The sequence below is a fragment of the Aneurinibacillus tyrosinisolvens genome (genome assembly GCF_001015055.1).
Lineage (GTDB): Bacteria > Bacillota > Bacilli > Aneurinibacillales > Aneurinibacillaceae > Aneurinibacillus_A > Aneurinibacillus_A tyrosinisolvens.
This window is the reverse complement of sequence record NZ_BBWZ01000022.1, coordinates 41,278-59,251: the sequence shown is the minus strand read 5'-3', so window position 1 is coordinate 59,251 and position 17,974 is coordinate 41,278. Positions and strand designations below refer to the sequence as shown.

General features: G+C 46.7%; 21 protein-coding genes and 5 tRNA genes. 9 read left to right on the top strand and 17 right to left on the bottom strand.

Translation table 11 applies throughout. The features are described 5' to 3' along the window. Positions 1-17: 17 nt before the first annotated feature. The 7 genes from ytfJ to MBEAL2_RS17855 all read right to left on the bottom strand — a co-directional run bounded on the left by ytfJ (position 18) and on the right by MBEAL2_RS17855 (position 1,709). The gene (gene ytfJ, locus MBEAL2_RS17885) at positions 18-497 is read right to left on the bottom strand and encodes a GerW family sporulation protein (protein ID WP_047153637.1); all 480 of its coding nucleotides are present in this window, start codon (positions 495-497) and stop codon (positions 18-20) included. Between the two features lie 6 nt (positions 498-503). After that, positions 504-1,160, bottom strand: a complete 657-nt coding sequence (locus tag MBEAL2_RS17880) for a DUF2953 domain-containing protein (protein WP_047153636.1) — start codon at positions 1,158-1,160, stop codon at positions 504-506. Between the two features lie 125 nt (positions 1,161-1,285). Next, a tRNA-Arg gene (locus tag MBEAL2_RS17875) sits at positions 1,286-1,362 on the bottom strand. 2 nt (positions 1,363-1,364) lie between these two features. Continuing rightward, positions 1,365-1,440: transfer RNA gene (locus MBEAL2_RS17870), tRNA-His, on the bottom strand. Between the two features lie 15 nt (positions 1,441-1,455). Further along, positions 1,456-1,529 (bottom strand) — tRNA-Trp (locus tag MBEAL2_RS17865). Between the two features lie 2 nt (positions 1,530-1,531). After that, a tRNA-Met gene (locus tag MBEAL2_RS17860) sits at positions 1,532-1,608 on the bottom strand. 9 nt (positions 1,609-1,617) lie between these two features. Next, a tRNA-Ser gene (locus MBEAL2_RS17855) sits at positions 1,618-1,709 on the bottom strand. A 173-nt stretch (positions 1,710-1,882) separates the two neighbouring features. Between MBEAL2_RS17855 and MBEAL2_RS30365 the strand changes: the two genes are divergently transcribed. Together MBEAL2_RS30365 and bcaP are read left to right on the top strand one after the other, a co-directional pair. Further along, positions 1,883-2,842, top strand: coding sequence for an S-layer homology domain-containing protein (locus MBEAL2_RS30365; RefSeq protein WP_161798232.1), 960 nt, complete (start codon positions 1,883-1,885; stop codon positions 2,840-2,842). 260 nt (positions 2,843-3,102) lie between these two features. Next, positions 3,103-4,542 carry a branched-chain amino acid transporter BcaP gene (gene bcaP / locus MBEAL2_RS17845; RefSeq protein ID WP_047153634.1) on the top strand — a complete coding sequence of 480 codons (1,440 nt, stop codon included), beginning with the start codon at positions 3,103-3,105 and terminating at the stop codon, positions 4,540-4,542. Positions 4,543-4,571: 29 nt separating this feature from the next. On the opposite strand, the gene mbcS is transcribed toward bcaP, so the two are convergent. The 5 genes from mbcS to MBEAL2_RS17825 all read right to left on the bottom strand — a co-directional run bounded on the left by mbcS (position 4,572) and on the right by MBEAL2_RS17825 (position 8,334). Continuing rightward, positions 4,572-6,158 carry an acyl-CoA synthetase MbcS gene (gene mbcS, locus MBEAL2_RS17840; RefSeq protein ID WP_047153633.1) on the bottom strand — a complete coding sequence of 529 codons (1,587 nt, stop codon included), beginning with the start codon at positions 6,156-6,158 and terminating at the stop codon, positions 4,572-4,574. A 206-nt stretch (positions 6,159-6,364) separates the two neighbouring features. Beyond that, positions 6,365-6,514, bottom strand: a complete 150-nt coding sequence (locus MBEAL2_RS30360) for an alpha/beta-type small acid-soluble spore protein (protein ID WP_082130007.1) — start codon at positions 6,512-6,514, stop codon at positions 6,365-6,367. Positions 6,515-6,567: 53 nt separating this feature from the next. Beyond that, entirely contained in the window at positions 6,568-7,242 is a 675-nt protein-coding gene (locus MBEAL2_RS17835; protein ID WP_047153632.1) for a TerC family protein, read from the bottom strand. Between the two features lie 77 nt (positions 7,243-7,319). Beyond that, complete coding sequence (locus tag MBEAL2_RS17830) at positions 7,320-7,538, bottom strand: hypothetical protein (RefSeq protein ID WP_047153631.1); 219 nt, start codon at positions 7,536-7,538, stop codon at positions 7,320-7,322. A gap of 136 nt (positions 7,539-7,674) precedes the next feature. Further along, positions 7,675-8,334: a Crp/Fnr family transcriptional regulator gene (locus MBEAL2_RS17825; protein WP_047153630.1), complete on the bottom strand. Its 660-nt coding sequence runs from the start codon at positions 8,332-8,334 to the stop codon at positions 7,675-7,677. Between the two features lie 124 nt (positions 8,335-8,458). Here MBEAL2_RS17825 and thpR point away from each other — a divergent pair, with 124 nt between their 5' ends. Both thpR and MBEAL2_RS31855 read left to right on the top strand, forming a co-directional pair. Beyond that, entirely contained in the window at positions 8,459-9,010 is a 552-nt protein-coding gene (gene thpR / locus MBEAL2_RS17820) for an RNA 2',3'-cyclic phosphodiesterase (RefSeq protein ID WP_047153629.1), read from the top strand. Between the two features lie 117 nt (positions 9,011-9,127). Beyond that, positions 9,128-9,277: a hypothetical protein gene (locus tag MBEAL2_RS31855; RefSeq protein WP_161798231.1), complete on the top strand. Its 150-nt coding sequence runs from the start codon at positions 9,128-9,130 to the stop codon at positions 9,275-9,277. A gap of 100 nt (positions 9,278-9,377) precedes the next feature. On the opposite strand, the gene folE is transcribed toward MBEAL2_RS31855, so the two are convergent. Beyond that, positions 9,378-9,971 carry a GTP cyclohydrolase I FolE gene (gene folE, locus MBEAL2_RS17815; RefSeq protein ID WP_047153628.1) on the bottom strand — a complete coding sequence of 198 codons (594 nt, stop codon included), beginning with the start codon at positions 9,969-9,971 and terminating at the stop codon, positions 9,378-9,380. 306 nt (positions 9,972-10,277) lie between these two features. Here folE and MBEAL2_RS17805 point away from each other — a divergent pair, with 306 nt between their 5' ends. Beyond that, positions 10,278-10,496 (top strand): hypothetical protein, encoded by a 219-nt coding sequence (locus MBEAL2_RS17805; protein WP_047153626.1) that lies wholly within the window; start codon positions 10,278-10,280, stop codon positions 10,494-10,496. Between the two features lie 77 nt (positions 10,497-10,573). Here the strand turns inward: MBEAL2_RS17805 and MBEAL2_RS17800 are convergent, their stop codons facing one another. Both MBEAL2_RS17800 and MBEAL2_RS17795 read right to left on the bottom strand, forming a co-directional pair. Further along, on the bottom strand, positions 10,574-10,987 hold the full coding sequence (locus tag MBEAL2_RS17800) for a FixH family protein (RefSeq protein WP_047153625.1): 414 nt from the start codon (positions 10,985-10,987) through the stop codon (positions 10,574-10,576). 36 nt (positions 10,988-11,023) lie between these two features. Continuing rightward, positions 11,024-11,833 (bottom strand): Cof-type HAD-IIB family hydrolase, encoded by an 810-nt coding sequence (locus MBEAL2_RS17795; RefSeq protein ID WP_047153624.1) that lies wholly within the window; start codon positions 11,831-11,833, stop codon positions 11,024-11,026. A gap of 140 nt (positions 11,834-11,973) precedes the next feature. Here MBEAL2_RS17795 and MBEAL2_RS17790 point away from each other — a divergent pair, with 140 nt between their 5' ends. The 3 genes from MBEAL2_RS17790 to MBEAL2_RS17780 all read left to right on the top strand — a co-directional run bounded on the left by MBEAL2_RS17790 (position 11,974) and on the right by MBEAL2_RS17780 (position 14,970). After that, the gene (locus tag MBEAL2_RS17790) at positions 11,974-12,840 is read left to right on the top strand and encodes an aldo/keto reductase (protein WP_047153623.1); all 867 of its coding nucleotides are present in this window, start codon (positions 11,974-11,976) and stop codon (positions 12,838-12,840) included. Between the two features lie 80 nt (positions 12,841-12,920). After that, on the top strand, positions 12,921-14,684 hold the full coding sequence (locus MBEAL2_RS17785; protein WP_047153622.1) for a UbiD family decarboxylase: 1,764 nt from the start codon (positions 12,921-12,923) through the stop codon (positions 14,682-14,684). A gap of 40 nt (positions 14,685-14,724) precedes the next feature. After that, on the top strand, positions 14,725-14,970 hold the full coding sequence (locus tag MBEAL2_RS17780) for a YkuS family protein (protein ID WP_047153621.1): 246 nt from the start codon (positions 14,725-14,727) through the stop codon (positions 14,968-14,970). A gap of 56 nt (positions 14,971-15,026) precedes the next feature. Here the strand turns inward: MBEAL2_RS17780 and MBEAL2_RS17775 are convergent, their stop codons facing one another. Continuing rightward, on the bottom strand, positions 15,027-15,275 hold the full coding sequence (locus tag MBEAL2_RS17775; RefSeq protein WP_047153620.1) for a hypothetical protein: 249 nt from the start codon (positions 15,273-15,275) through the stop codon (positions 15,027-15,029). Then, a complete protein-coding gene (locus tag MBEAL2_RS17770; protein WP_052947799.1) occupies positions 15,272-16,945 on the bottom strand; it encodes an ABC1 kinase family protein in 1,674 nt (557 codons plus the stop codon). Before MBEAL2_RS17770 ends, MBEAL2_RS17775 begins: the two co-directional genes overlap by 4 nt. A 527-nt stretch (positions 16,946-17,472) precedes the next feature. On the opposite strand from MBEAL2_RS17770, the gene MBEAL2_RS17765 reads away from it, so the two are divergent. Then, complete coding sequence (locus MBEAL2_RS17765; RefSeq protein WP_047153619.1) at positions 17,473-17,967, top strand: CarD family transcriptional regulator; 495 nt, start codon at positions 17,473-17,475, stop codon at positions 17,965-17,967. The last annotated feature ends 7 nt before the right edge of the window (positions 17,968-17,974 follow it).

Sequence of the window (17,974 nt, the reverse complement as noted above, 5' to 3'; positions counted from 1 at the left end):
CAAATTATGACGACCGTTTAGTGCGTGTCGTCCGTAAAACCGCCGGTTGAGGCCGCATTGGTCGTGCCGTTTTCATTGTTTGTTCCTGTTTGCTTAATCATCGACTGAATTTTATCGAACACCGCGGGTGCTAAATCCATCATTTTCTCATACAGATGCGACTGCCCTTGAAGAGAAATCGAACGAATGCCGGTTTTTCCGACTACAAGGAAAGCGACCGGTGTAATCGAAATACCACCGCCGCTGCCGCCGCCAAATGGCATTCCCTGTCTCCCGCTCCCGCCTTCTGCTCCACTGCTTTTCTGCCCGCCCATTTCAGAACCGGCTTCAAATTCACTTCCGCCGGCAGCAAAACCAAACCCTACTTTGGATACCGGAAGAATGATACTGCCGTCCGGAGTTTCTACCGGGTCACCGATAATTGTATTCACATCAACCATATCACGAATGTTTTCCATTGCCGTTTTCATTAGGCCATTAATAGGATGTTCTGTCATGATGTTTCACGCCCCCCTACGCAGATAATGAGACAATAATCGAATGCCTGCAACCATAGTATTTCCGAGACGTAAACGCAGTATGCAGAGGAAATCAACATCGAAGCGCTCCGAATCAAAATCAGGGATTACCCGTGTGCGCGGAATGGTCCGCAGCGTTATGTAATGCGCAAAGGCGGCAATCATTGCGCTTTTAATCCCCCAGATAAGCCCGGTAAACGTTCCCGTAGCTGCTGCCTCACCAAGCCCGATAGTTGTTGTCCACTCAAACTTCTCGCACCTGATATGCTTAAAAACCCACTTCATAATACTGTTTGCGTCGTATACGGTACGGAGAAGCTTTACAAAGCGCTCCCGCATCTTTCTGAACAAGCGGAAAGGCAGAAAACCTCTCAGTTTCCCAGCAAATCCATCGCCCCCGACCGCCGGCAGGTCCGCCTTCTGCGATACCTTTACTCCCTGGGATAGGCTTTGAATTTGCAGCAGATCAACGGTAAAACGGTAGCGGAGCATTCTTCTCCAGACGGATACTTCAACCTCGATAAGATCGTTTTCCGATTGCCGTTTGTAAACGATTTGGACGCGAACGGATGTAAACCAGAGGATAATAAATATAATCAGTACTATAAGTAAAATAATGGCAAGAAGAAACGATCTGCCCATACTTTATCCACCTTTCCCATTTTGTAGTATGGACAATTTTACCTCCTCCCATCCCGCCAAATTCAAAAGCCCCCGTCCAATCATGGACAGGGGCTTACTTATCACAAAGGCTGTATGTATGAGAATGGCGTCCCAGGAGAGATTCGAACTCCCGACACACGGCTTAGAAGGCCGTTGCTCTATCCAACTGAGCTACTGAGACAATGGGGCGACCGATGGGAATCGAACCCACGAGTGTCGGAGCCACAATCCGATGCGTTCACCACTTCGCCACGGCCGCCATTGTTGATAAGACTGGCAGGGGCAGTAGGAATCGAACCCACACTGGAGGTTTTGGAGACCTCTGTTCTACCGTTAAACTATGCCCCTATTGGTAGCGGCGGAGGGGATCGAACCCCCGACCTTACGGGTATGAACCGTACGCTCTAGCCAGCTGAGCTACACCGCCATATGCTTATGGCGGAGAGTGAGGGATTCGAACCCTCGCACGGTTTAACCCGTCTACTCCCTTAGCAGGGGAGCCCCTTATAGCCACTTGGGTAACTCTCCATGTCGTATTTACCCGGCTTGCCAGCAAGCGGCGACTTTTTTATAATATCAAACCGGTTGATGTTTTACAACACTTGTTTTTCCTTTTTCTATTTTTTGTGCAACTTTCCAGCATGGAGGGAGTCAAAACAAATATCATAATGATCCTATTTTTAACAAGGGACGTGAAATTGTTGAAGAAAAAATGGCTTCCGATCGCCTTAGGCTCATTCATCACTGCTGGCAGCCTGTTTACCCCTTTTTCGTCCGCCTTCGCCGCCTCTCCGTCGTTCGATGATATCGGCGATCACTGGGCGGAAAGCCAGATTCGCAGCCTGGCCAGCCAGGGCGTTATTAATGGAATTGACAGCAATACATTCGCTCCAGATAAGCCGTTAACGAAAGGTGAATTTGCAGCGATGCTGGCTAAAGCAATGAAGTCAGACTTAAAAACATCCGCTTCGCCGGGAGAAGCAAGGAAATATTTCTCTGACGTGGACTCCTCCGACTACTACGCAAGCGACCTGGTCCGCTTAAAGAAAGCAAACATTATTGATGACCACGGCGCTTTTCACGGGGAAGGGAAAATCTCCCGCCAGGAGATGGCCCACTACCTCGTCAACGGATATAATTATCTATACCGGGACGATCTCTCCTCACTTGTTAGCACAAATCACATTCCTTTTAAAGATGCCGGCCAAATCTCTTCGGGTTATAAAGATGACGTTGTTATTGCCGATAAAATCAATTTGATTGGCGGAAAGAACGACGGATCTTTTGCCCCAAGAGCCTCTCTGACCCGCGGAGAAGCCGCGGCTGTCATTTACCGTTTTATACAGCTTGTTCCCTATGAAGATATCGGCCTGCGCGCAAGCACGGATCTTCCTGATAAATTCGCTGCCTACTACAAGGAAGGCAAATTATACATCACGTTTACATATGACTTAAAAAGCGCAGGCTATAACGGCCAAATTATTGTCATTACGCGTTCGGGAAAACAGCTGAAAATTAATGTCGATCAAGTAAAACTGGATAACAGTTCCTCTTCCTCAGGGTTTGAACAAATGAGAACGATCGCGGTAAAAGAAAGCGGGGTTTCACAAGTTCTACTTGTAATGAATGGAAAAGAAACCGCACGATTTAACGTGAAGTAAAAGAAAAAGCCTGCAATGACGCAGGCTTTTTCTTTTTGTCGCTATTATCTAAATAGTTAAAATGATTTACTGTACATTTTTTCACTTTACCCACAAATAAAAATCATGTAGAATTCAGAAATATCAGTGATGCAGAAGTGAAGGAAAAACGCGCGTCAGTATTCAGAATATTTCTTTTCGTCATTCACTTTAACGTTGCACAGCGTTTCTCCTTCGCCGCTTAATAATGTTAATAAAAAACTAATAAGGAGATAGTAGCAATGAATCTTTTACGTAAAAAATCCGTCTCCTCCTTACTCGCCCACCTGGATAATAAGGAGACTTCTCTTAAGAAAGCCCTTGGTGCCTTCGATTTAACGATGCTGGGCATTGGCGCCATTGTCGGAACCGGGATTTTTGTTTTAACCGGAGTAGCCGCAGCCAAGCACGCGGGACCGGCCCTTATTTTATCTTTCATTCTGGCCGGATTGGCGTGCGTATTCGCGGCGCTCTGCTACGCTGAGTTTGCTTCTTCTGTTCCCGTATCGGGTAGCGCCTACACTTACAGCTATGCGGTGTTCGGCGAATTAATCGCATGGATACTCGGATGGGATTTGATTCTTGAGTACGGGCTTGCCTCGTCTGCGGTTGCCAGCGGCTGGTCGGGTTATTTCCAGGGTCTGCTCTCAGGATTCGGCATCCACCTTCCAACCGCGTTAACCGGTGCATACAATCCGGTGAAAGGCACATACGTTAATCTGCCTGCCATCCTGATTATTTTTATCATTACTTTTCTTCTCAGCCGGGGAGTTAAGGAATCAACGAAGCTTAACAATATTATGGTTATTATTAAAATCGCCGTTGTTCTTCTCTTCATCGCGGTGGGGGTTTGGTACGTCAAGCCTCACAACTGGGTACCGTTTATGCCGAACGGATTTTCCGGGGTAGCTACAGGTGCAGCGACCGTTTTCTTTGCGTATATCGGATTTGATGCTGTATCCACGGCCGCAGAAGAGGTGCGGAACCCGCAGCGCAATATGCCAATCGGGATTATCGCTTCCCTGCTTATTTGTACGGCGCTCTATATTATCGTTTCTCTCATTTTAACCGGAATGGTCCCGTACAAAATGCTCAATGTGGACAACCCGGTTGCCTATGCTTTGAATTTTGTTCATCAGGACTGGGCTGCAGGATTTGTCGCTGCGGGGGCCATTCTGGGAATTACAACCGTACTGCTTGTTATGATTTACGGCCAGACCCGCCTCTTCTTCGCTATCAGCCGCGACGGCCTGCTTCCTAAGGTTCTCTCAAGGGTAAACCAGAAAACAAAGGTACCGGTTGTAAGCAGTTGGGTAACGGCGGTACTGTGTGCCTTTTTTGCAGGGTTTGTTCCGCTTGATAAACTCGCCGAACTAACGAATATCGGAACGCTGTTCGCCTTCATTGTCGTATCGCTCGGGATTATTGTTCTCAGACACAAGCAGCCGGACCTTCCACGTTCATTTAAAGTACCTTTTGTTCCGTGGGTTCCGCTTCTCGCTGTTGTTTTTTGCGGCTACCTTGTATACAGCCTGCCTAAAACAACCTGGATGGGGTTTGGTGTCTGGTTCCTCATTGGAATTGTAGTATACGCTCTCTACGGGTATAGAAACAGTGAACTGTCTCGCAGTGAAGGTGAGCACAGTGCACAAAGCAAATCAAAAAAGGTCTCCGGGAACTAATCCCGGAGACCTTTTTTTTGCTCATCCGCCTACTGTGCGGAACGCTGCCTTTCGAGCTGCCTCAGCTCGACACGCCGGATTTTACCTGACGTGGTTTTCGGCAGTTCAGCTACGAACTCAATTTGGCGGGGGTATTTATACGGAGCGGTAATGCTCTTTACGTATTCCTGCAATTCCTTCACCAGTTCGTCTGAAGCCGTACTGGAGTCGCGTAAAATAATAAATGCCTTTACCACACTTCCCCTTACCGGGTCCGGACTGGCAACGACGGCGCATTCTTTAACAGCCGGGTGCTTCACGAGCGCATCCTCGACTTCGAACGGCCCAATCGTATAGCCCGAGCTAATAATAATATCATCGGAACGTCCTTCGAAGAAGTAATAGCCGTCTTCATCTTCTTTTGCCTGGTCCCCCGTCAAGTACCACTCCCCGCGGAATGCGGTAGCTGTCCGCTCCGGATCATTTAGATACCCTTTAAAGAGGGTAGGTACGCTGCGGTGAACAGCAATGTCTCCCACTTCACCTTGCTTAACCGGATTTCCGTCTTCGTCAATAATCGCAATTCGATTACCGGGGGTTGGCTTACCCATCGAACCCGGCTTGACTTCCATCCCTTTTAGAGTACCGACAATAAGCGAATTTTCCGTCTGGCCGTATCCATCGCGTACCGTCGCATTAAAATACTTTTTAAACGTGTCAATCACTTCGCGGTTTAGCGGCTCGCCTGCACTTACCGTGCTGTGGAGGGATGCAAGATTGTAGTTATCAAGCCCGTCTTCTTTTGCCATAATACGGTATTCGGTTGGCGTGCAGCACAGAACATTGACTTTGTGTTTCTCCAGCAGGGAAAGGTATTTCTTCGGGTCGAATTTGCCGAGATAGGCAAGGCCGACTGCCCCGGAACCAAGAACGGAAATAAACGGGCTCCAGTTCCATTTCGCCCATCCCGGACCTGCGGTTGCCCACACAACATCCCCCTCGTTTACCCCGAGCCATAATTTCGCCGCAACAGCCTGGTGTGCATAGGCCCAGCTGTGTGTATGAATAACTCCCTTGGGGTTGCCGGTCGTGCCTGATGTATAGTTCAGGAATGCGATATCGTCTGCGCGTGTATTTGCAACTTCAAATTGCTCGCTCTTATTTTCAATTACATGTTCAAGAGGGGTCCAGCCTTCTTTTTCCCCGCCAACTACGATAAACGTATTCAACGTACGGCAGTCGCTGCGGATTTCATTAATGCGATCCGTCAAATCGTGGAATGAAATAATCGCTTTCGCTTCCGAGTGTATCGCACGGTATAGGATATCCTTGGGCATCAGCATTTCAGATCCTGGAAGGATGACAGCCCCAAGCTTCAATGCCGCCATATAGCTAATATAAGCCTCCTCGATTCTCGGAAGGATAATGATGATTTTATCTCCCTTTTGAATGCCGAGCTCCTGCAGGCCGTTAGCAAGCCGATTGGAAGCCTTACTCAACTCCATGTATGTAAACTGCTTTGTATCCCCTGCTTCATTCTCCCATAGAAGAGCGGTTTTTTCCGGGTCTTTTGCGAACCTTTCAATGTCGTTCACCATGTTGTAGTATTCAGGCGCCAGCAGCTGCGTTTCTACCATCACTTGTCTCCTCCAGCCTATCGAATATTTTATCTTTATTGAAACCGTTTACTAAAATAATAATTCTTCATTTTCACTCATTTTCCTCCTTTCTTTTTCGACATTTTAAAAAAAGAGAGAAAGATAAACTAAAATGAAGGAGGCAGCGGTTGCCCGCTGCCCCTTATATCCAGCTATTAAGTCGCTTAGAAACTTCCGCCGCCAAGCTAACGCTCGGCAAGTTGAATCATACGTTTTACCACTTCTCCACCTACAGAACCGTTAGCCCGGAAAGTCTGGTCAGCTCCAAGATTGACGTCGAATTCAGTAGCCATTTCATATTTCAGTTCATCCAGCGCCTGGTGTACCTTTATCATGTCACGATTTGGAGGATCCCATGCGGCGCTTCATCATGTAAATGCTGGAAGGATTAAATGTACGATTCATACGTTCTTTTACGCCACCACATCCCCGCCAGCAAAACAAGAACAGTGAAAGCCAGGGGAACAAGCCAATCCAGAAAATAATAAATGGGAGCAATATGCTGTTGTACCGGCTCCTCTGAAATAACCATGGAACCGGCGGTGTAAGCAAGAATACCGGCACCTATATAAACAAGGACAGGCAAGCGATCCATAAGGCTGGCTACAAAGCTGCTGCCTACCATGAGAAGTGGAACGCTTAATCCAAGCCCAAAGAGCAGCAAAACAAAGTCCCCATGGGCTGCGCCTCCTACGGCCAGTACATTATCAAGGCTCATGATAAAGTCTGCAACAATAATTGTCTTCACAGCAGATAAAAGGGTATTTTCAGCTTTGATATCGGAGGCTGCTTCTCCTTCTCCAACCAGCAGTTTAAAGGCAATCCAGGCCAGTACCATGCCGCCGACCGCCTTTAAATAAGGGATAAGCAGTACCCATGTGGCAAGGCCGGTAAGCAGCACACGAAGTCCGACTGCGCCTGCCGTCCCCCAGATTACAGCTTTTCTTCGCTGCTCCGGCGGCAATTTACGGCTCGCCATTCCGATAACAACGGCATTATCCCCGCTTAGTACAATATCGATGATGACAATATTTAGAAATCCTATCCAGAAAGACGCATTCATTTGTCCTTTCCACCACCCTCTGAATAGAGTATATTCGGAAATAAGACAGGCTATAACTCGATAATAAAGGAAAAAACCTACCAGCGGGCTGGAAGGCTTTTTCCTTTATTATCAGATATGTATACGGGCGAGGAGGGGGCATTCACTTCCATGCGTGTTTCGTTAACGGATACGGTATCATCCGGGGGATCTTGATGCTTCAAAAGTGTAAGCGCTGTATAAACAGCACACCAGATAAGGAAAATCAAAGGAAGTACCCACCACTTCTTAACGGTTTTCTTCTCTGTTCCCTTCATAATAGCTTGGCCCCCTTTTTATGTAAGAAAGTATTTGTATTATCTCAAAGAAGGGGATAAAAATAAATACAGAGGACACACTATTCTTTCGACAGTTTTGATGAACCGTGTCGAATGTTGTTAGTGCCTTTATGCCCTAGTCCCGAATAACAACCTGATGGGAATCAAATTCAACTTTTCCCTCTCTTTTCAACTGGCTGATGACTCTGCTTACGGTTTCCCTCGTTGTCCCCACCATGCTGGCCAAATCCTGGTGGGTAAGTTCCATCTCAATCCGGTAGCCCTCAGGTATCTTAGAGCCATTGGAACGGGCCAGCGAAAGCAGCGTATTTATAATTTTCTCTCTCATGTCTTTACTCAGCACATCGGTAAGCCGGGATTGCAGCCCCCTTATTTTTCCTTCCAGAATTTGCAGAAGGCGAATGCAGAGAGCCGGGTTTCCTTCCAGCATTCCCGTTAATTCTTGAACCTTGATGTAATACAGGGACGAATCCTCAAGCGCCTCTGCCGTAGCAGGGTAAGGGCTTCCGCCGAACATGCCTACATGGGGAAACATATCACTGTCCACCAGAATGTTTACAATTTGCTCCCTCCCTTCTTCCGTCGTTTTATATACTTTTACCCGTCCGTGTTGGAGCAAATAAATCGCTGTACAGGGAAATCCTTCATAAAACAAAATGTCCTTTTTCTTTACTTTCCGATAGGACATAACACTCGCTATTTTTGTCCGTTCCTCTTCCGTTAGCTGGGTAAATAAAGCCACCTCGCCCAGGAACAGTACAATTTTTTCTGTCACCTATGGATCCCTCCCTGTCTGAAACATTTAAGAACAGTGTAGCATATTATAGAAATCGTTGTGCTGGTATAACATAATGAACAAATGATCCGTCTCATATACAATCACCGGAAGGAGTACTTACATGAGGATTTTTACCGGACTGGAACTCCCTGTTGAAGCACTGGAAGAGGTACAAAGAATACAGACCGAACTGCGAAAACAAATAGAATGCCGGAAATGGCAATCGTTAAAAAACATGCATTTGACACTCCACTTTCTGGGAGAAAAAAATGAAATTGAAGTCGATGCTATAAAGGGAATCATGCAGGATGTATGTTCTTCGCTGCACTCCTTTCCCCTTCAGCTTAACGGACTTGGTGCTTTTCCAAACAGAAAATCCCCCCGGGTAATCTGGATAGGGATTGGGGATGTATCAGGAGGCTTGTTGAATTTACAGAAGAAGCTTGCCGAGCCATTCGAGGAGCAAGGTTTATACAAAGAAGATCGGGCGTACTCCCCGCACATCACGCTCGGTCGGGAAGCTGAAAAAGGGAAAAACTACACGGCTATTCTTGATACTTTGCATGTAAAAAATATAGGATGGACGGCGCATGAAGTCTTCCTTTTCAGCTCTACCCTGACACCCTCAGGTGCCATTTACGAAAAGATAGGCACCTGCCCTCTTAAAACGTAATAGAAGGTTATAACTGCCTGAAAAGCTGCTTGCTATGTTTACCCTGCCAGGTTGTCGGGTAATAAGTTATACATACAACAGTTTAATAGGTAAATATATTCCAGAGGTGACTAGACAATGATCCATCTTGTGTGCAACAACTGCAATGACCACTTCTTCAGCGGAGAATTAGATAAGGAGTATAAATGCCCATTCTGCCAATCAAGCCTGCATCATACTTCAACATCCACTCCCGCTGATTTAGAAGCTGCTGAGCATCGCGCATAGGCAGTAAATATACAGCCTGTATGCGCAATTAAATAGAGTGAGAAAAAAGACAGCCCCCCTGCGGAATTGAAGCGGGGGACTGTCTTTCCTATTATCAATCTTATTGCTTGTCCAGTAGACGGAAAAATCTTTCTTCCTGCACACCGTTGTCCGCATCGAACACACCGCGGCGGGCAATCGTCCTTGTCTTGCTTCCAGGTTTTTTAATGCCCCGCATTGTCATGCACATATGTTCGGCCTCCACGATAGCAATGGCTCCAATAGGCCGGATAACTTCTTCGAGAGTATCGACAATTTGACTTGTAATCCGCTCTTGCACCTGAGGGCGCTTTGATAGAATATCAACCAGGCGGGCAAATTTGCTCAACCCAACAATCCGCCCGTCCGGAATATACCCGATATGCACTTTGCCAAAGAAGGGGACAAAATGGTGCTCACACACGCTATAGAAAGGAATATCCTGTACGATGACAATATCATTCGCGCCTTCAGCAGGAAATGTTTTTCCGAGCACTTCTGCCGGATCCTCCTGCAGCCCGCTGAAAATCTCGCGGTACATTTTGGCGATTCGCTTTGGAGTATCCTGTAATCCTTCTCGCTCAGGGTTCTCCCCAATCATGTTTATAATTTCATAGAAGTGCTTTTCCATCGGGTCAGTGAAAGTAGGACTGGACTTAACTGCTTCTGTACGCATAACGTCATCTCCTTATTTATATATAGAACAGACATTCGCAGCGCCAGTTTCTGTTCTGTATCATATGCATCGTATATCATTTATCCTTGAACCGCAAGACGATAATTGGTTATTCACTATGAAAACACATTTTTGCTTTTGGACATTCCCCTCTTTTATAATGGGTACAACAATAAAAATAATGCATCAGTTGGAAAAGAGGAGAATCGATTGCTTCGAATAACAGAAAACGCAAAAAAAGAAGTTAAGAGGACCGTAGCCAGCCGGCGCTTGCTCATTCTCGGCATTATGGAAGGCGGCTGAAGCATGACCATGAGATTCGCCCTGGTCCAGGGCGACGCGTCTTGTCCATGCACATGTACAGAAGAGGATGGATACACCTATTGTATCGACAAGGAAATCCTGGATTTATATCCCGAAACGTTTACCCTCGACTTTATAGAAAACCAGGGGTTCCGGTTGTATACTAACAGTCAGTATATGGCGACCCATATGAGAATCCTTGCTTCCATTGAAGAGGTTTAACATGCGCGGTGCTTATGAACAACAGTGGGAAAGGCATGTGCCTTTCCCGCTTTCTCGTTATTTGTGTCCCCTTTTACTTATTTCTGAACACTGACTTCATATTTTATCATCTTGTGCAAATCGCGGGCAGTAACATGGTACATAATACAGTAAGTACCCGATGCTTTGAATGTTTCCTGCGCTGTATACGTTCCATCCGTTGTTTTAACAGCCTGTACCATCCTATGGTCCTCGCTTCCTTTTTTCCAGACTTCAAATTTCACCTCATCTGCGTCGTTTACAGGCTTCCCCTCCTGCTCTACCCGCACAGAAATAGTTGAAGGCTGCTCCGCTTTTGGAGCGGAAGGACTTACCACAAATGATACGTTCAGCGGGACAGGTTTTCGCAGCGTCTCGGATGTTTCGCTGCTGCTACAGCTTGTTGCAAAAAAGAGCAGAAGCAGAAAAAGAGCAATGCAAGATAAAGAAAACAACCGGCTTCTCTCCACCATTTTTTACACCCTTCCAAGTAATATATGGTTTTAAGTCTACTGTTTTATTTTCTGCTTTAGAACAAGCTGTTCAAGCGCTTCGGCTACACCGTTATCATTATTCGATGCGACTACTAAATCCGCCTGCTGCTTCACATCATCCGGTGCATTTGCGACCGCCACCCCTGTTCCCGCCATCTTAATCATTTCAAGATCATTATAGTAGTTGCCAATTGCAAGCGTTTGAGACATCGGAATTTGGAGGTGTTTCGCCAGGTTGCTTAGTGCAGTTCCTTTTGATGTCGCTTTCTCAATAATATCAATATAGTAAGGACCGCTGCGAATCGTCTGCACAGGCAGGTTCATTCCCTGAAAATCAGCATGCGCTTTCGTGAGAACCTCATCGGGCGCGAAAAGCGTAAATTTCACCAGCCTGTCCTGCATCGCAAGCACATCTTCAACCAGCTTAGGCTCAGCATGGTATTGTTGATACATTTTAACCACTTCTTCATCATCCAGCTTTTCTGTATACATGTCGAACGCGGTACAAAAGTCCGTATGGATATTCGATGTACGGCAATACTGAATGATGTCCTTAAGTGAATCTGCAAAAAAGCCTGCTTCGTACAGTATTTCCTTTGTTTTGGAATGCGTTGTCACGGCACCATTGTGTGAAATGAAATACCCTTCAATCCCCGCCTCTTCGAGTATGGGGATCACGCTCAGCGGAGCGCGGCCGGAGCATAGAACAATCTTGACTCCTTCTTCCTCCGTTCTGCGCAGCGCTTCTTTAGTCGTCTCCGTCAGTTCGTACTGGTCGTTCAATAACGTTCCATCTATGTCGATTGCAACTAGCTTATATTCCACGGCTGCATATCTCTCCTTCGTTGTCTTCCCTGTTAATTTGTGTATAGTATTATCATAACATAACCCATGTAGCAAGGACCCATGTGGCTGCACAATCGAGTTTTGCGGCAGCCTACTACTACATAAAGGAGTGATTCGGGATGAAGAAAAACAAATTTGGCAGAACAGAGCATGAATTGCCTATCCTTGGCTTCGGAGCCCAACGAATTGTAGATGAACATAACTGCACAGAAGAGGAAGCAATCCAAATCGTCAACCGCGCCATCGATGAAGGAATTACCTATTTTGACACAGCGCCCAGCTACTCTGACGGCCAATCAGAGGAAAGAGTAGGGAAGGCACTCGCCGGCACAAACCGCAGAAATGAAGTATGGCTTGCGACAAAAACGCACGAAAGAACATATGACGGGGCCTGGCGCCTGCTTGAAGAAAGCCTCAAGCGCCTGCAGACCGATCGTGTGCAGGAATGGCGAATGCACAATATCATAGGCTTTGATGAGCTTGATCTAATCTTTGACAAAGACGGAGCAATGAAGGCGGCACAGGAAGCAAAGGAGCAGGGAGTCATTGAGTACATCAGCATTAGCGGCCATACGAATCCCCAGGTACAGCTGGAAGGAATTCGCCGTTTTCCATTTGACAGCGCCCTGGTCCCAACTTCGATTGTCGATCATCATTTCCACAGCTTCGTACATGAATTTATCCCCACAGCCAATGAGAAAGGCACCGCCATCATTGGCATGAAGGTGATGGCCCTCGGCAAGCTTGCGCCATGGTATGAGCAGGCGCTGCGGTACAGCTTTGGACTGCCGATTACGTGCTCGATTCTTGGAATGGAATCGATGGAGCAGTTTGAGAAAAACATAGCGATCGCCAAATCCTTCACTCCGTTAACCGAGAGTGAACAGCTTGAGGTTATGAAAGAAACGATCCATCTGGCCAGACCGGATGTGCTGCGCTGGAAAGCAGCCGACTGGGATCCGGCAGATAAATGGTATGAACGGTAACACATTTCGTATACAACAGGCGTGTAAGTAATGTACACTTAATCTAGAGAAAGAATCACGATGCAAGGAGAAATAATCATATGCACAGCGATTTACGCAGCTTTCTGGATACCCTGAGAAAAGAGGAAGATATCGTTGAAATCAGCGCTCAGGTTGATCCAAATCTTGAAATTCCCGAAATTCACCGGCGGGTCATCGACGAAGAAGGCCCTGCTCTCCTATTTACGAATGTAAAAGGGAGTTCTTTCCCGGTTGTAACGAACCTTTTTGGCTCCGAACGCCGGGTGAGCATGGCCTTCGGACCCCGGCCGGAGAACCTTGTCAAGCATTTAATCGGATCGATGGACAAGCTTATGCCTCCAAAATTGAAAGCTTTGTGGGAGAACCGGGCACCGCTTCTCGATGTAGCGAAAACAGGGCTCACAACCGTCTCCCCATCGAAGGCGCCCGTGCTTCAGGTAAGGGAAGAAGACGTCGATTTACACAAGCTCCCTGTCCTTACGGGCTGGCAGCTGGATGGCGGTCCTTTCTTTACCCTTCCTCTCGTTTACACGGAACATCCGGAAACGAAGGAGCATAACCTCGGGATGTACCGCATGCAGGTGCAGGAAAAAAACCGCACCGGCATTCACTGGCAGATACAAAAGGGCGGCGGCTTCCACCACTACGAGGCGGAGCAGCGAAACCAGCCATTGCCTGTAACCGTATTTCTCGGCGGGCCGCCCGCTCTCATTACTTCAGCCATCGCCCCGCTCCCTGAAATGCTGCCGGAGCTTCTTTTCACTTCCTTCTTAATGGGAGAAAAACTGGACATGGCCCGCATTCCGGATCATGCCCATGCTCTCGTCGCCAAGGCGGAGTTTGCCTTCTGCGGCGAGGTACCGCCGCACATCCGCCATCCGGAAGGGCCGTTCGGGGACCATTATGGCTATTATTCATGGGTCCACGACTTTCCTGTTTTTAATATTAAGAAGATGTATCGGCGCAAGGACGCGATTTTCCCTGCTACCGTTGTGGGCAAGCCGAGGCAGGAGGACTACTTTATCGGCGAATATTTGCAGCGTTTGCTCTCTCCTCTTTTCCCGGTCGTTATGCCAGGTGTGAAAGCTTTGTGGACATACGGTGAGACCGGTTTCCACTCACTGACGGGCGCTGTCGTTCGTGAAAGCTATTACAGGGAAGCGATTGCCAACGCCTTCCGGATTATGGGGGAAGGCCAATTAACGCTGACGAAATTTTTAATGCTTACCGACGTGCCGTGTAATTTGCAAAACTTCGCGCGCTTCCTTGAAACGGTGCTTGAGCGGTTTAACCCGCAGCGGGATTTGCTCATCATCCATGATACGTCGATGGATACGCTCGATTATACCGGGCGCAAGTTCAACCACGGCAGCAAAGCCATTATGCTGGGCATTGGCGAACCGATTCGCGAGCTTCGGCGCGAATATAGTAACGGTGCCATTCCGGAAATCGATAAGGTAAAAGTGTATTGCGGAGGATGCCTTGTCATCTCCGGTGCCGATTACGCTGCGGACGAACAGCTGGCTGAAAAGCTCGTACAATCTGCCCAGCACCAGCTGGCGGACTGGCCGCTCGTTTTCCTTGTGGACGATGTCGATCAAATCGTTGATCAGACTACCTTCTTATGGACGACATTTACCCGGTTTGATCCGGCGCATGACGTTCATGCAAAAAGCTCTCTACGCCACAACAAGGTGGAGTTTGCGGGCCCAATTATTATTGATGCCCGGATGAAGCCTTTTTATCCTGACGAGCTTATTCCACGGGAAGACATTGTTCAGCTTGTCGACAAACGCTGGAAGGAATACTTTTCTATTAATTGATTCAAAATAACATCGAATAAAAAAAGGGGGTGAACAACACATGGCACGTATCGCTGTTGAAAATACGCTCGGCAACGTGAAACAGCACCTGCAAAACAACGGGTTCCAGGTCGTACCAATGGACAACACAAGCATCGCAAATTGCGAATGCTGCGTTATATCCGGAGAGGACAACAATATGATGGGGATTGCCAACACCCTTACGAAAGCTCCCGTTATTAACGCACAGGGGCTTACGGCGGAAGAAGTACTGGAGGCAGTAAACCACCAAATCGCAAATCAGTAATCAAACGATTCTTTTACAGGAGTGTGAACCTATCATGCTCCTGTACTTTTTCTTTCTTATTTATACCGGCTCCATAATTGAAGCAGGACGCGGAACGGCCACGGAAGCCACCATCCGGCTTTATCAGCCTGCCGGGTAAAGTTCATAAAGGAAGAGGCAACCCTGCGCTGTTCCTTTATCCTCTCCTCATCTCCCCGTACCGTAACACGGTAGCCGTCTTTTAAGCCTTCTACTTTAAACTCAACACCGCCGCATTTTTCGGTTGCCTGTTTATACACTTTCTCTTCATTGTTTTCCTGGTTCATTTCCTTTCACCTCTTTCATTTCCTGTATAGCCGCTTTCCTTTAGAAGAGCAGCCGCTCTATTTTGAGAATACAGCCACTGTACAAAGGCGATTCCGCTAACCCCAAGGCAAATATAGGTTTCCATTGGGTAGTGAAACAGCCGGAACGCCAGCGCACTTCCCCAGCCCAATACGAGGAAAAGGAGCCCCGCCCGCTGTTTCCCCCGGTGATGCTCAAGCCAGCGGTTAAGTTCCTCGCTTTTCTTTCTATGATAGTCTCTTTCGAGAGAAGCATCAATAAAGCGATTGAGCTGCTTGGGAAGAACGCTAATTTCCCGGGCAACGTCTTTTAGCAGCTGCAGGGCGAGATGCCGGTTGTCCTTCTTCGTCCCTTCCTGGTTAAGCCACTCTGTTACAATCGGGCGCCCTGCTTCCAGAAAGTCAACGTCGGGTTTAATCGTTGTAACAACGCCAACAACCGTACTAAAGGCACGCCCGAGAAAGGCATATTCGGCAGGCAGCTGAATCGGCTGTACCTGGACGAATTGTTGAATTTGCAGTTGAATTTCTTCCAGCGTTTCATCATCCAGATTATCAAAAGCCCGGTTTAAATACATTTCCAGCCCGAGCTGAAGAGCCACCTTTACCTGCTCTCTATCAGCCTGTGGCGTTAGAAAACGCAGGTGGTCAAGCGCCTGGACGAGTAAATCATAATCCTTTAGTACAACCGCCTGGATGAGGGTTTGAATGTGCTTTCTCGCCTCCTGCTTGATTTCGCCTACCATGCCGAAATCAAGCAGCACAATTGCAGCGTCCGAACGAATAAAAATATTTCCGGGGTGCAGGTCGGCGTGAAAGAACCCTTTAATGAGCACCTGTTGTAAAAACAGGCGGATGAGCCGCTGTACAAGCTCACCCTTGTCAATTTGGTTTGCTTCTAAAAAGGCGTGGTTTGTGACTTTTGCCCCTTCTATCCATTCCATAACAAGGATTCGCCTTGTCATCCATTCTTCGTAATAGCGAGGAATTTGAACGGATGGATTGTCCTCATACATCTCCATGAACCGTTTCGCATGGGCGTATTCTTTCCGAAAATCCAGTTCTTTCGATACCGTCCGTTCGAGTTCACGATAGAGAGCATCCAAATCGAGTGTTTTTCCCCATCGCGTGAAGCGTTTGGCCAGACGAATGACAACCCTTGTGGCTGCGAAGTCGGCATCAATAATGGCTTCAATGCCCTCCCGCTGTACTTTTAGCGCTACTTCCTGTCCGGTCTTTAAATAGCCTTTGTATACTTCGCCAATCGAGGCGGAGGCAACCGGTGCAGTTGAGAGATTTGTAAACACATTTTCTATTGGCTGGTTTAACTCCTGTTCAATGATTTTTTTGCTTATTTCCCATGGAACGGACGGCACCCGATCCGTTAAATCTGAAAGCTCACTTGTAAAGGCCCTTGGCATCACGTCCGCTCGCGTACTTAAAAACTGTCCCATTTTAATAAGCAGCCCGCCGAGCCGGAGCGCGGTCGTCTTGTAGTCGCGCGCCTGTTTTGCCACAAGCGCCTCCCACTGCTCATGAAGGGATTCCCTGCTTTCATTTCTATGTGTGCGATGAAACCACCATACTTCGACAAAAAAACGAATGGTCATTGCCACAATAACAAATATGCGATAATAGCGATTGCGAATCATACCATACTCTCCCGTAGCGGTTATGTGATTAATTTATGTCACTGTATCTATTGTGCACAATAATTCCCTATCCGCCTATACCCTTCTGCATAAAATTCCAAACCGTTTTTTCGACAAAATTCATCAATTCTTAACATTTTCGCCAAATCAAAATAAACAAAATAGTTTATAATTTTAACAAACGTAATGAATTGGGGTAAAAACAATGAACATTATTTTAACGGAAATTAGATGCCAGGAATGCGGAATTAAGCTTTCAGAATATGAAATCCAGGAAAAGGGCTCTCGTTGTATGGAATGCTATGAAGATGAGCTTAAATCCAATTAAGGGGTAAATATAGTAAGAGGAGAACCCACCAGCCAATACCGATGGGTTCTTTTACTCTTGAAAAATGGTGAAAGAAAACGGTTTTACACATAGAACGCTATTTATTCGCAAAAACATCTTGACTTCAAATATTTATTTGTGATATTATATTAATTTTGCTATTACAACTCATGTATGGTATTCTTAAAGGAGATACTTACTGGAGGTGGATTTTTTGTTCCAAGTCGGCGACAAGATTGTTTATCCAATGCATGGTGCGGGTGTAGTCGAGGCCATAGAGGAAAAGGAAATCCTGGGAGAGAAACAGCAGTATTATGTCATAAAAATGCCCATTGGCAATATGCAAGTCCTGGTTCCTATGGAGAAAGCATCTAATGTAGGGATACGTCTCGTTGTGGATATGCTTACATTAGAAAATACATTGCTTGTTTTTCATGACAGGGAGTTAAAACAATTACTCCCATGGAACCAAAGGTATCGCATAAACATGGATAAAATAAGAACAGGTGATATACAAGAAGGTGCTGAAGTCGTCTGTGATTTAATGCGTATGAATGAAGAAAAAGTCCTTAATACAAGTGAAAAGAGAATGCTGGACAATGCACGGCAAATCTTAATTAGTGAATTGGCGTTAATCAAAGGATTCACTCAAAATCAGGCCATTGATTTCTTAAATGAAGAGGTTTATAACTAGAGATGAC